The sequence below is a fragment of the Janthinobacterium svalbardense genome (assembly GCF_002327145.1).
GTDB classification, from domain to species: domain Bacteria; phylum Pseudomonadota; class Gammaproteobacteria; order Burkholderiales; family Burkholderiaceae_D; genus Janthinobacterium; species Janthinobacterium tructae.
On the sequence record NZ_CP023422.1, the window covers coordinates 3395560 to 3408327 of the forward strand.

Sequence of the window (12768 nt, forward strand, 5' to 3'; positions counted from 1 at the left end):
ACTGCCCAAAAAACGCCAGTTAGAAACCCATCCTGCTCCATGCAGGAAAGGCAACACGACGGCGAGCAGATCGCCGGCTCTAGCGGAGCCGGCAACAATCAACTTTATTACAGGGCAATAACAACAATGATGTCATTCAATCGTTTGACGATAGGCGCGCGCCTGAGCGCAGGCTTCGGACTGCTGGTGGTACTCATGCTGGTGCTGGCAGCCTTCGCGCTGCTGCGCATAGCCGCCATCTCCGGCGCCATGGAGGCGCAAGAAAAAGTCCAACTGGAAAAACTCGACCCCCTGTACGTGGCGCGCGAAGCGCTCGACCAAACGGGCATGGCCGCCCGCAACGCCTATATCTTCCAGGACCAGGCCGCCGCTGAAAAAGAGCTGGCCATCCTCGACAGCCAGAAGGCGCTGTACCTGGAGGCGCTGGCCCGGCTGGCGCCAAAGTTTGCCGGCGATGCGCAATTCGAGAAAATCAGCACAGGCCTGAAAACCATGGCGCAGGAATTGCAACGTCCGCGCCAGTTCCGCGCCACGGGACAGATGGAGCAGTACGGCACCTTCCTCGTCGAGGAATGCAGCCCGTTGCGGCGCCAGATCGTCGCCGACATCGATGCGGTCCTGAAAAACGTGCAGCGCGAATCGGAGCAGGCCAGCGTGGCCGCGCGCGCCATCTACGGGCAGTCGCTGCGCTGGATCGGCGTGCTGGCCGCGCTCAGCGTGCTCATTTGCATTGCGGTCGCCACCATCATCACGCGGGGATTGCTGCGCCAGCTGGGCGGCGAACCCGCGTATGCGGCCTCGATCGCCGGGCGCATCGCGCTGGGCGAACTGGCCATCGACGTGCACACGCGCGATGGCGACGACAGCAGCCTGCTGTATGCCATCAAGACCATGCGCGATAACCTCGCCGCCATCGTCGGCAAGGTGCGCCACGGTACGGAAAGCATCGCCACGGCCTCGACCGAGATCGCTTCGGGCAATCGCGATTTGTCTCAGCGCACGGAGCAGCAGGCCGGTTCGCTGGAAGAAGTGGCCTCGTCGATGGAAGAGCTGATTTCCACCGTGCGCCAGAATGCGGACAACGCGCAGCAGGCGAACCATTTGGCGCGCGAAGCGTCGAAGGTGTCGGAGCAGGGCGGCAAGGCGGTGGCCGAAGTGGTGCACACCATGGGCCTGATCAATGCCTCGTCGAACAAGATCGTCGACATCATCGGCGTGATCGACAGCATCGCCTTCCAGACCAACATCCTGGCCTTGAACGCGGCCGTGGAGGCGGCGCGCGCCGGTGAGCAGGGGCGCGGCTTCGCCGTGGTCGCCACCGAGGTGCGCAGCCTGGCACAGCGTTCCGCCGCCGCCGCGCGCGAAATCAAGACCCTGATCGACGATTCCGTCAGCAAGGTGGGCACGGGCACGGTGCTCGTCGAGCAGGCGGGCGCCACCATGCATGAGGTGGTGGCCGGCATCGGCAGGGTGACGGGTATCATGGCCGAGATCAGCCATGCCACGCAGGAGCAGGGCGCCGGTATCGAGCAAGTCAACCGCGCCATCGTCGACATGGACCGCGTCACCCAGCAAAACGCGGCCCTGGTGGAGCAGGCGGCGGCCGCCGCGCACGAACTGCAGCAGCAGGCGGCGCAGCTGGAACAGGAAGTGGGGATTTTCAAACTGGCCCAGCCGGCCAACGCTCCCCTGCGCCTGGCGGCCTGAGGCCGATAGGGCAGCAGCGCGGCGCGCCATGCGCCATATTACGCGCTACAATGAGAGCTGGATCACCGCCAGGACTTCTCATGCAAGTGCGCAGCAGCCACGATCTATCCAGCCCGGACGACGACCCAGCGGCGCCGCCCGTGCTGCAGCTGGCCCTTGCCGGCCTCGGTTGGGGCTTGCTCACCTGTATGCTGTGCTTTGCCATCCTATTCCTCACCAAATGGTTGTTGCCGCCCGCGTACTGGGGCGCGCACACGGGCCTGGCCAAGTTCAAGCACGAAATGTCGCTGCCCCTGCTGGTGTTCTGGGTCGTCATCTATTCTCCCATCCTGGAAACCTTCCTCGGCCAGCTGCTGCCGCTGGAAATCCTCAAGCGCCTGGGCGCCAGCCGCCAGCTGAGCATTTTCATCGGCGCCATCCTGTGGGCCATCGTGCATTTCATCAGCGGCGGCTTGCTGCACGCCATCGTCGCACTGGGTTCGGGCGCCATGTTCAGCTTTGTCTACCTGCGCTACCGTGCTCCCGGCGTGGCTGTTGCCTATGCGACAACGACATTTTCCCGCGCCTGCAATAACATCGCCGTCCTCGTAGCCGTTTTTTACGGCCTGGACGCCTAAAGCACCTTCCAAAACCTACTGCGCGTCGGTATAGGCGGCCTGCGATGCTCACCGTACTCTAGTACGGTTGCGCTTCTCGACCACCTCTACCTTCCGCTCGCTACGGTTTTGTTAGGCGCTTTTCTTCCCTCCTGAGCAAATACGGCACCAGCGCCGCCAGCGCCACGGCCAGCCCCGCCAAGCCATTCAGCAGCAGGCGGAAGGCGGCGTCATAACTGGCGCGCAGCAGCGCTTCGTGGCCGCCCAGAAGCTGTGTTGCTTGCTGGATATCACCGAGCGCGGCGCGGCTGGCAGCCGCCAGCACGGGCAGACCGGCGGGCAGCTGGCGCGCCAGGGCTGCACCGATCAGGCCGGCCAGCACGGCGCCCGCCAGGGCCAGCGCCACCCCATCGGCGCTGATGCGCACCGTATTGAAGATGCCCGTCGCCATGCCGGCCCGCTCTGTTTCCACCACGTTCAGGGCCATGCCGTCCATCAAGCCCCAAGGCAAGCCGATGCCCGCGCCGATCAGCAGCAGCGGTCCGGCCAGAGATGCGGCGGTGCCATGGCCCAGCACCTGCGCCAGCCAGGCCAGGCCCACCGCTGCCAGCAGCAGACCCGCCGCGCACACGGTGCCGGCCTTGACCCAGCGCAACAGCAGCGCCGCCAGCATGGGCACGAGCAGCAGCGGCGCGGCCAGGGCGATCATCAAACGGCCCGCCGCCAGCGCGGACATATTGTCGATACCGATGAAGCGCCCCGGCAGCATGACGATCAGCACGATGAACAGGAAAGCGGGCGAGGCGGCCAGCACTTGCACCGCGATAAAGCGGCGCTGGCGGAACAGCGATAAATCCAGCAGGGGCTGCGCCGTCCTGCGTTCGACCGCGATAAAAAGCCAAAACAGCAGCACGGACGCGGCGACGGGCAGCAGCACGGCCCCGCTGCGCCAGCCGTGTTCGGGCACCAGCAGCATGCCCAAGGTCAACAGGGCCAGCGCGGCGCTGAAGCTGAGGGCACCAGGCCAGTCCAGCCGGCCCTTGCCGCGCGGCGGATCGGCCGGCACGCTGCCCCAGACCAGCAGTATGCCGATGGCGCCCAGCGCGGCCGTGGCGTAAAAGATGGCGGGCCAGCGGGCCAGCGCCAGCATGGCGCCGGCCGCCAGCGGGCCGAAGGCCAGGCCCAGGCCAAAGGTGGTGCCGAGCACGCTCATCACGCGGTTGCGCGCCGCGCCGTGGAACAGGGGCGCCAGCGAGGACATGGCGGCGGCGAACGCGGCCGCGCCACCGAGGCCCTGCACGAAGCGCAGCGCGGCGATCCACGCCACCGAGGGCGCGATGGCGATGGCCAGGGTCGCCACGCAAAATAGCGCCAGCCCCGCCAGCCAGACGCGGCGCCGTCCCAGCACGTCCGTCAGGCTGCCCGCCACCATCATGGCGCTGCCATAGCTGAGGATATACGCATTGATGACCCAGTTCAGGGCGGCGGCGCTGCCGTGCAATTCGGCGCCGAGGGCGGGCAGTGCCACGGCCGGGCCCGTGAAGCAAAGGGGAATCAGCAAGCCCGTCAGGCAGGCGGCCAGCACTTGCAGGGGGAGTGAACGAGGTGAGGATAAGGACATGGGATCGGCTCGGAAAGAAGGAGCGGCGAGTATGGCGCGCCCATCATTGAAGAAAAATGGGCTAAACTGACGAACATATCGGACACAAATGTCTTCAATGGGAAATTGCATGGATAGCTTGGGTGGCATCGCCATGTTCGTGCAGGTGGCCGACAGCGGCAGTTTCTCGGCCACGGGCCGGCTGCTGGGATTGTCGTCGTCGGCCGTGGGCAAGAGCGTGGCGCGCATGGAAGCGCGGCTGGGCGCGCGCCTGTTCCAGCGCAGCACGCGGCACCTGGCGCTGACGGCGGAAGGGGAAAAATTCCTGCAGCGCTGCAAGCGCATCCTCGCGGAGGTGGCAGCGGCCGAGCGGGAATTGAGCGAGGCCAGCAGCGGGCCCAGCGGCCGCCTGCGCATCAGCCTGCCACGCTACAGCGGCCTGTTCGAGCCGGCCATCGGCGCCTTCATGCAAGCCTATCCCGCCATCGAACTCGACCTCGATTTCTCCGACGCCATGGTCAATATCGTCAGCGATGGCTTTGACGCGGCCGTGCGCACGGGTGACTTGGCCGATTCAAGCTTGATGCGGCGCAAACTATGCACATTCCGCCGCCTGCTGGTGGCGTCGCCCGCCTATCTGGCGCGCCATGGCCGGCCCGCCGATGGCGCCGCGCTGCTGCGGCACCGGCGCCTGGACTACCGTTTTCCCGCTACGGGCCGCCTGGAACAGTGGCCGTTGCTGGACGAGGCAGCCCAGCCGGCGCCCGGCATGGTCTGCAACAGCGTGGAAATGCGCGTCTTCCTGGCCGTGCAGGGGCAGGGCATCGCCTACCTGCCTGCTTTTGCCGTGCAGCGCGAGTTGGCGGCCGGGCAACTGGTCTCGCTGCTGGACGAGCATACGCAGGCGCATACTGCCTTCTGGCTGCTGTGGCCGGCCAGCCGCCACCTGCCGCCGCGCTTGCGCGTGTTTATTGATTTCATGGTGGAACAGTTACAGGATCATAATTTTGGCGGCTGATGCCCGCGCCTTGGCCGCATTGCGCGCCAGGGCGGTGCAATAGTGACTATATTGGAGGCTGTCCTTCCCCAGCGGGAAGGCGTTCCTGTTTCGGACTAGGGAGACATCATGCACAGCGTACAAAAGATTACCCCATGTTTATGGTTCAACGGCAACGCCGAGGCGGCGGCCCGGTTTTATACGGAAATATTTCCCAATTCAAAGGTCGGCCAGATCCTGCGCTATGGCGAGGAAGGCAGGGAAATCCACGGCCAGGAGCCCGGCAGCGTACTGACGGTGGCCTTCGAACTCGATGGCCAGACGTTTACGGGCTTGAATGGCGGCCCCCTGTTCCAGTTTTCCGAGGCCATCTCGTTCCAGGTCAATTGCGAAACCCAGGACGAGGTCGACCACTACTGGAAGCAGCTGTCTCAGGGCGGGCCGCCGGAAGCGCAGCAATGCGGCTGGCTCAAGGACCAGTTCGGCGTGTCCTGGCAAATCGTGCCCACCCTCATGATCCGCCTGTTGACCGACCCCGACCCCGTCAAGGCCGGGCGGGTGATGAAAGCCATGATGGGCATGAAAAAGATCGACATCGACGAGATCAAGCGGTCGTACGCTGGTTAGTGCGGCCCGCTGGGCGGAGAGGGGCGGCCGCACGCCAGCGGCGCGCCCTGTCCAAGATGGCCGGCATTTGTTATAGTCCCAGCCATCTTTCCTTCCGCCACAGACCCTGCCATGACCACTAGCACCATCACCAGCAGCACCATCGCGCCCCGCACCTTCGGCACACCGCTGTCTTCCACCGCCATCAAGGTCATGCTGCTGGGCTCGGGCGAACTGGGCAAGGAAGTGATCATTTCGCTGCAGCGCCTGGGCGTGGAAGTGATCGCCGTCGACCGCTATCCGAACGCACCGGGCCACCCCGTGGCGCACCGCTCGCACGTGATCGACATGAGCGATGGCGTGGCGCTGGCCGCGCTGATCGACCTGGAAAAGCCGGATCTGATCGTGCCGGAAATCGAAGCCATCGCCACGGAGACCCTGGCGGCGCTGGAAGCGGCCGGGCAAATCACCTGCATCCCGAACGCGCGCGCGGCCGTGCTGACGATGAACCGCGAAGGCATCCGCACCTTGGCCGCCGAAACGCTGGGCGTGGCCACGTCGCCGTACCGCTTCGCCAGCAGCCTGCAAGAGTTGCAGCTGGCGTGCCAGGAAATCGGCTTCCCGTGCGTGGTAAAGCCTGTGATGTCCTCGTCGGGCAAGGGCCAGTCCAAGCTCGATAGCGGTGCCGATGTGGAAACGGCGTGGGCGTATGCGGCTAGCGGCGGCCGGGTCGACACGGGGCGCGTGATCGTCGAAGGCTTCATCGACTTCGATTATGAAATCACCCTGCTGACGGTGCGTGCTGTGGGCGCGTCGGGACAGATCGAGACGCAGTTTTGCGAACCGATTGGCCACTTGCAGGTGCAGGGCGATTACGTGGAATCGTGGCAGCCGGCCCGCATGGCGCCGCTGGCCCTGGAGCGTTCGCGCGAGATCGCCCGCAAGGTGACGGATAACTTGGGCGGCCTGGGCCTGTTCGGCGTGGAACTGTTCGTCAAGGGCGACATGGTGTGGTTCTCGGAAGTGAGCCCCCGTCCGCACGACACGGGCATGGTCACCATGGCCAGCCAGGTGCAGAGCGAATTCGAGCTGCACGCGAAAGCCATCCTGGGCCTGCCCGTCAACGTGGCGCTGCGTTCGCCCGGCGCCTCGGCCGTCATCTACGGCCAGCTGGAAGCGAAAGGCATCGCCTTCGAAGGCGTGGCCGACGCCTTGAGCGTGCCGGGCGCCGACTTGCGCCTGTTCGGCAAGCCCGAATCGTTCGCCCGCCGCCGCATGGGTGTGGCCCTGGCCACGGCCGACGATATCGACACGGCCCGCGCGCGCGCCGTGCTGGCCGCGTCGAAAGTCAAGCCGGTGGCGAGGTAATGGCTGGCCTGCCGCTGGCCGACGCCGGCGGCGACGACATCAAGCGCAAGCTGCGCGGCCACATCGCGCGGCGCAACCTGGCGGGGGCCGCCAACGACTGCAAGTGGAACGAGCTGCTGGCCTTCATGCGCGGGCGGACCGACTGGGTGCCGTCGTACCGCTATGGTTCCGTGTCCGGCTACGTCTCGCGCTGGGATACGGAATGGGATTACCACCCGCCTTTTCCCTTCATGGGCGTGGAATGGTTCGACATCGGCCTGACCTCGGAAGAACACGTGGCCATGCTGCTGCCAAAGAAAATCATCGACCATGGCGTGTGGATCGTGCCGGAACTGCAACGCATCGGCTTCGATTTCGATGTGCGGGACCAGGTCGCGCGCATCTGGGGCTATCTGCCACGCAACTATCACGACTTCCCTCCCGCTGACTAATTCAAAGAGTACTCACATGCCTGATAACGACATTCCCCAAGTACCGCAACCGGACGACGCCGTCGTCGGCAAGGAAGCAGGCGCGCAGATGCTGGCCACGGCCTGCGCCGCGCGCGACGCCTTTTATGCCACCCTGGGCGCCATGGACGCCGACGTGCTGGCGCCGCTGCTCAATCCCGCCTTCATGGGAGGCCCGCGCTGGCCATCGCTGCGCCAGGCCTGGAGGGTGATTCGCCGTGCCGATTCGATTCTCATCGCCAGCGACGGCTTGAGCGATCCGTTCGAAGATGACGACGACGTCTTCGTGCCGCGCGGCCACTTGCTGGAAGTGTGCATCGAAGCGCCGCTGGCTGCCTTCGACGGCGCTCCCGTGCAGGCATCGTGGCTCTTCGACGTGATTTATCAGGTCAGCCAAAATGTGGCCGACCACGGCTCCATCGACTTGCTGCTGCAGCGCCACGGCAGCGTCTCGATGGCGCTGGACGTGCAGCATGCGCCCAAAGGGCTGGAAGACGAGAATGAACAGGTGGGTGTGCTGCTGGCCCAGGGCGCGGCCACGCTTCCCCCATCTTTCGACACGCCATATGGCGAAGTGATGCTGCTGGCCGTCACCGTGCTGCAGCCGGCCGAACTGGCGCACATCAGCGAAGCCGAAGACAAGGCGCAGTCGCGGCGCGACCTGGCCGCCGCGCTGGCTGCGTCGCCGACGGGGCATTGGAGCGTGGCCGGGCGGCCGGCCGTCATTCCCCGCTAGGCGGTTCTGCCGGCGGTATCGCCGGTTTTTCCGGTTCGGCGGCCGACGCGTCAACAGCGACGGAGGGCGCGGGCGGCGGTTCTTTCCACTTGCCCGCCGCCTTCAGCTTGTTCTTCAGCCCCGGCAGGGGAAAGCCCAGCGCATAGGCTTTTTGCGCGTGCGCGCTGGCCTTCTCGTATTCCTTCTTTTTCACATACATCAGGCCCAGGTTGTACTGGATGGTTGCCTGCTCGGGCGCCAGGCGGCTGGCTGCGTCCAGCTGCTCCAGCGCCATGGCATCCTGGCCCGTGGACAGCAGGTAGCTGCCATATACCATGCGCGCCGTCACGTCGTGCGGCGCGAAGGCGATTGCCCGTTCGAAGTAGCAGCTGACCGTGTAGCGGGCGCCATGTGGCTGCGCGCTTTTCAGGCGCAAGCCCAGCTTTGCCATCGAAGCCAGCGCCCGGTGGTGGTTCGGAAAGTGTTCGAGCGTGTAGCTGATGTCGCCGCCCAGGCTGCCCGTCATGCCTTGCGTGAGCGTTTCCACGGCGCGCGAAAAATGGAATTGTTCGACCACGGACAGGCCCTTGCGGTCGTCCGCGTTCGTGTAGTCGCCGCCCGTGGTGCCCTTGACGTAGGGCGGGCAGGCAGCGGCGCCGGCGCTGGCGCTGGCGCAGCAGGTGGCCAGGGCGCAGGCGAGTATCAGGTGTTTCATGCTGTTCTCCTGTGGCTGACCTGGTCCAGCAAGTCGGCCAGGGTGTTGCTGCGGGCTTGCCGCGATTGCAGGGCGATGGCGGTGGGACTGGCCAGCGGCGCGCGGCCCTGGCGCGCCAGTTCCAGGAAGCGCAGCAGCGCGCGTGCGCAGTCGGCGCTGGACGCGAGCTGGCCGATGGTGTCGATGCCGCAGTGGCGCAGCTTGGCCGCGCTGTCGCCTGCCAGGTCGGTCAGCGCTAGGATGGGGCGGCGGCAGCGCAGGTATTCATACAGCTTGGCCGGAATCTGCGCATTGCAATTGGCCGCCTGCAGCAGCAGCAAGCCGTCGGCCGCCAGCATTTCCTGCAGCGCCGCGCCGTGCGGCTGCAACGGTTCCAGGCGCACCAGGTCCAGGATGCCGTATTTCACCAGCAGGCTGGCCAGCCACGCATCGTGGCCCGTGGCGCGCAACACCAGCTGGAAATTGCGCGCATGCAGCACGCCGTCGTGGCGCAGCTTGGCCAGGGCTTCGAACAGCGCTTGCGGATCGCGCTCGGACGGGTAGATCACGCCGCTGTGCAGCAGCAGGAAGCGGCTGCGGTGGCCCGCCCGCGCATGGCCGCCGTCATGGCCGTCTTCGTCGTAGCCGTTCTCGATCAGGTGGAAGCGCTCGCGCCCCACCTGTGCCAGGCGATGCCGGTGCGCGTCGATGGCGCCCGGCGTGGTGCAGACGATGGCCGCGCTGCGTGCCGCGATGCGCTGTTCTATCCAAGCATGCATGCGGTGCAAACGCGCCTCGGACGGATACGGCGCCAGCGGGTCGCTGTCATCGAGCATGGGGTCGCGCTGGTCGGCGATCCACGGCAGGCCGCTGAGTTTTTGCAGGGTCAGCGCAATCAGGTGCGCCGTGGCGATCGGGTACGTCGACCAGATGGCGTCGGGACGGTATTCGCGGATCATGCGCAGGCCGACCGGCACGGCGCTCAGCCACCAGGAACTCCAGCGGTCGGGCAGCGCCAGGCAGCGCGGATAGCGCCCGGCGATGGCCAGGTGGCGCGCCGCGTCCAGCGCCAGGGTGCGCCGCACGGTGGCTTGCGCGCCGATTTGCGCCAGTTGCGCATCGCCGCGCTGCGCATACGCGAGCGGCGCGGGACTGAGCACCAGCGGCTGCCAGCCACAGTCGGGCAAATGGCGTGCGAAACCCAGGGTGCGCAGGATGCCGCTGCCGCCAGCGAGCGGCGGAAAATGGTAGGCGACCATCAGCACCCGTTTTGGTCGGGCCGCGTTTGGTCGGGCCGCGTTCGGCGTGAGCGCTACCATGACTGCAGCCAGCGTACGCACAGCCGTTCGACTTCGCCGCGCCAGGCGGCGCTGGCAAACGTGTGGTTGGCGCCAGCGACCTGCGCCTGTGTCCATTGCGCGCGGGCGGCGACAGAGCGCCAGGCCCCGTCGCCACGGAGCAGGGTTTGCCACTCGCGCGCGCCTAGGTCGTCGCCGCTGAGGATCAGCAGCACCTTGCCCTGGAATTGCGTCAAGGCCCGCAGCAGGGCCGGCGCGGGCGCGTCGTTGTCTGGCGCTGCCACCTGCCGCGTGGCGGCCGCCACCTGACGCAGCGACGCCAGGCTGGCGCCCGGCTGCAGTCCGCCGCTGGCCAGCTTGCGCCAGAACGCGCCTTGCAGCAGGCGCGGCAAATAATAATGGCGCAAGGTGGCGCGCGCCAGGCCAGCGCTGCTGCGTACCCACGGATTGAGCAGGATCAGGGCGGCTATGCGCGTATCGCGTGGTGCATGGCAGGCGGCCGCCGTGGCTCCGTCGCACAAGCCCCACAGCGCCACTTCGCGCAAGGTCGGCACGGCATCGAAGAATTGCGCCAGCGCGCCAGCGATGTCGGGGCCGGCGGCGCGGTAGTCGCGCGCGCTACCCTCGCTGTCGCCCATGCCGCGCAGGTCGAAACGCAGCACGGGCCAGCCTTGCGCGGCCAGGGAGCGGGCCAGCAAGACGAACTGGCGGTGGCTGCCGACCCGGTATTGCGGCCCGCCCGTGACGATCAATATGCCGCGCGGCCCTGGTGTGGCGGGCAGGCTAAGGATGCCGACCATGCGCGCCTGCGCTTCACCGTCTTCGGCCGCGCTGCGAAAGCGCAGGGGCAGCTCGCGCACGCTGTGCCCTGCGAGGTGCTGCTGACTGCTGTCGCGCTTCATGGCGGCGTCCTTTCTTCATCGAGCCAGTCGCGGCACAGGGTGCGCGTGGCGGCCAGCAATTGTGGACACGCCAGCAGCTCGCCGCTGTGCCAGAACGGGCCGTCGCCGAAGCTGGCCACGTGCACGGCTGCGCCCTGTTCGCGCCAGTGGCGCACCAGCGGCGGCAATGGCGCGGCCGCTTGTTCCGGCGCCTGGTAATCGAGCCAATAGACAGGTACTGCGGGCACCGAGGGCGGCAGCGCCGCTGCGCTGACGCCGTCGATGGCCAGCGCCAGCTCGGGCGCCAGCAGGTAGCCGGCCACTTCCACAGATTCACCCTGCGCCAGTGCGGCGCGCGCCTGGCCGGGCGCTTCCTGCGTGCCGCCGGCCAGCATGCTGGCCGCCAGGCGCAGGCGCAGGAAGCGGTCGATGCTGCGCCGTCCATCGGTTTCCGGCTGCCATAGCAGCAAACGCGCCAGCGGCAGCGGCGCGCGGCTGGCGAAATCGAGGGCCAGCAGGGCGCCCAGGCGCAAGCCCCACATGCTCAAGGGGCCGTCGACGCGTTGCGCCAGCCACGCGCAAGCCAGGTGCAGGTCGTTGTGCCAGATGTCCCAGCGCGCCTCGTTAAAATCGCCGCTGCTGTCGCCGCAGCCAAACAGGTCGATCTGCAGCACGCTGTAACCCAAGGCGGCAAAGGCGCGCGCCTGCGCGGCGGCCACCTGGCGGCTTTTATTCAGTTCTTCCGCGAACGGATGCACGTAGAGAATGCCGCCGCGCGCGCTGCGGCCCGGCGGTGGCAAGTGCAGCAGGCAGTAGCGCTGGCCGCCGCTGGCGGGCAGGAAAAAGGGCAGCAGCGGCAGCGCGTCGAAGGCGGCGCGGTTCATCATCGCAGCTGTGCAAACACGAAGTCGTGCAGGGAGCCTACGGTGGCGAAGTGGCGCGCGTGGATGTCGTCGTCGGCGACAATGATGCCGAAATGGTCTTCCAGCGCGGCGATCACGCCGATCACGGCCATCGAGTCGAGTTCCGGCACGCTGCCCAAGAGCGGCGTGTGCTCTTCCAGCGCACGCCCGTTCAAGCCCAGGGTGGTGTCGAGGATGCGTTTTACTGCTTCAAGATGCGGCATGTCAGCTCCAGGGAATGGTAGTGCGGCAGGGACGACGTATCGAAGGCCAGGCAGGGGATGTCGTCCGGGTGGCGCGACAGGTGGACATACGGCGGCAGGCTGGCGGCCATCCATTGCCAGCGCCCGCAGCGGAGAAAGGTGGCCGTGCCCAGCGCGTGCGTGCCCAGGCGCGCATGGGCGCCCAGCGAGGCGCGGTTGAAACGCGAGATGCGGCTGCACGACCAGCGCACGCCCTGCGCGTACAGCGCGGCGTTGGCTTCTTCCCACAGGCGGGCGAAGACCAGGCCGCCGCGCTGTGCGGGATGCACCCACACGTCCAGGTCCCAGGACGACTGCTGCGAGGCCAGCGCATAGCGGGCGCGCACCTCGTCTTCCTGGCAGCCGTGGCGCAGCAGCCAGATCCAGCCGGCCATGCCTGACTTGTCACGCGCTACCAGGCATTGTGCGCCCTGGCGGTAGCGTGCGCCCAGTACGCCGTGGCGGCGCTCGGGACCGGGCGGCAAGTCCGCCTCCGCCAGGCAGGGCGTGACGGCAATCGACTGGCCGCGGCCGCGGCACAGCGAACCGGGCGCCACTGCTTGCGCGACGAACTGGTAGCGGTATAGCGCGCAGCGCCCGCCCGGTACTCTTTCCAGCAAGCGCGCCACGGCCAGCCAGGCGCTGTCGCGCCAGCCCAGCTGATTGAGGCTGGCGCTCAGCCGTTGCAGCATTAGAAATTGTGGGAACAGGGC

14 protein-coding genes are annotated in these 12768 nt (G+C 67.0%); 7 read left to right on the plus strand and 7 right to left on the minus strand.

Annotated elements, in window-relative coordinates; genetic code table 11:
• Positions 1–126 precede the first annotated feature (126 nt).
• Together CNX70_RS15055 and CNX70_RS15060 are read left to right on the plus strand one after the other, a co-directional pair.
• A complete protein-coding gene (locus CNX70_RS15055) occupies positions 127–1707 on the plus strand; it encodes a methyl-accepting chemotaxis protein (protein ID WP_096235346.1) in 1581 nt (526 codons plus the stop codon).
• A gap of 80 nt (positions 1708–1787) precedes the next feature.
• Entirely contained in the window at positions 1788–2324 is a 537-nt protein-coding gene (locus tag CNX70_RS15060; RefSeq protein WP_096235347.1) for a CPBP family glutamic-type intramembrane protease, read from the plus strand.
• Between the two features lie 100 nt (positions 2325–2424).
• Here the strand turns inward: CNX70_RS15060 and CNX70_RS15065 are convergent, their stop codons facing one another.
• Positions 2425–3924 (minus strand): MFS transporter, encoded by a 1500-nt coding sequence (locus tag CNX70_RS15065; protein WP_096235348.1) that lies wholly within the window; start codon positions 3922–3924, stop codon positions 2425–2427.
• Between the two features lie 109 nt (positions 3925–4033).
• Here CNX70_RS15065 and CNX70_RS15070 point away from each other — a divergent pair, with 109 nt between their 5' ends.
• From CNX70_RS15070 to CNX70_RS15090, 5 genes are all read left to right on the plus strand, one after another.
• Complete coding sequence (locus tag CNX70_RS15070; protein WP_096235349.1) at positions 4034–4921, plus strand: LysR family transcriptional regulator; 888 nt, start codon at positions 4034–4036, stop codon at positions 4919–4921.
• 108 nt (positions 4922–5029) lie between these two features.
• The gene (locus tag CNX70_RS15075) at positions 5030–5527 is read left to right on the plus strand and encodes a VOC family protein (RefSeq protein WP_096235350.1); all 498 of its coding nucleotides are present in this window, start codon (positions 5030–5032) and stop codon (positions 5525–5527) included.
• A 111-nt stretch (positions 5528–5638) separates the two neighbouring features.
• Positions 5639–6874 carry a formate-dependent phosphoribosylglycinamide formyltransferase gene (gene purT, locus CNX70_RS15080; protein WP_096235351.1) on the plus strand — a complete coding sequence of 412 codons (1236 nt, stop codon included), beginning with the start codon at positions 5639–5641 and terminating at the stop codon, positions 6872–6874.
• Positions 6874–7305 (plus strand): DUF6678 family protein, encoded by a 432-nt coding sequence (locus tag CNX70_RS15085; RefSeq protein WP_096235352.1) that lies wholly within the window; start codon positions 6874–6876, stop codon positions 7303–7305. Before purT ends, CNX70_RS15085 begins: the two co-directional genes overlap by 1 nt.
• A 16-nt stretch (positions 7306–7321) precedes the next feature.
• Positions 7322–8059, plus strand: a complete 738-nt coding sequence (locus CNX70_RS15090; protein WP_096235353.1) for a hypothetical protein — start codon at positions 7322–7324, stop codon at positions 8057–8059.
• Here CNX70_RS15090 and CNX70_RS15095 read toward each other — a convergent pair.
• Genes CNX70_RS15095 through CNX70_RS15120 form a run of 6 tightly spaced genes read right to left on the minus strand, consistent with a single transcriptional unit; the run spans position 8046 to position 12747 of the window.
• On the minus strand, positions 8046–8753 hold the full coding sequence (locus CNX70_RS15095; RefSeq protein ID WP_208624423.1) for an ABC transporter permease: 708 nt from the start codon (positions 8751–8753) through the stop codon (positions 8046–8048). The two genes, CNX70_RS15090 and CNX70_RS15095, sit on opposite strands and share 14 nt — an antisense overlap.
• Positions 8750–10051 carry a glycosyltransferase gene (locus tag CNX70_RS15100; RefSeq protein WP_244198800.1) on the minus strand — a complete coding sequence of 434 codons (1302 nt, stop codon included), beginning with the start codon at positions 10049–10051 and terminating at the stop codon, positions 8750–8752. The genes CNX70_RS15095 and CNX70_RS15100 overlap by 4 nt, the downstream gene beginning before the upstream one ends.
• Positions 10045–10932, minus strand: a complete 888-nt coding sequence (locus tag CNX70_RS15105) for a hydrolase 1, exosortase A system-associated (RefSeq protein WP_096235355.1) — start codon at positions 10930–10932, stop codon at positions 10045–10047. The genes CNX70_RS15100 and CNX70_RS15105 overlap by 7 nt, the downstream gene beginning before the upstream one ends.
• On the minus strand, positions 10929–11798 hold the full coding sequence (locus tag CNX70_RS15110) for a hydrolase 2, exosortase A system-associated (protein WP_244198801.1): 870 nt from the start codon (positions 11796–11798) through the stop codon (positions 10929–10931). Before CNX70_RS15110 ends, CNX70_RS15105 begins: the two co-directional genes overlap by 4 nt.
• Positions 11795–12037: an acyl carrier protein gene (locus CNX70_RS15115; protein ID WP_096235356.1), complete on the minus strand. Its 243-nt coding sequence runs from the start codon at positions 12035–12037 to the stop codon at positions 11795–11797. The genes CNX70_RS15110 and CNX70_RS15115 overlap by 4 nt, the downstream gene beginning before the upstream one ends.
• A complete protein-coding gene (locus tag CNX70_RS15120) occupies positions 12016–12747 on the minus strand; it encodes a GNAT family N-acetyltransferase (RefSeq protein ID WP_244198802.1) in 732 nt (243 codons plus the stop codon). Before CNX70_RS15120 ends, CNX70_RS15115 begins: the two co-directional genes overlap by 22 nt.
• Positions 12748–12768: the final 21 nt, after the last annotated feature.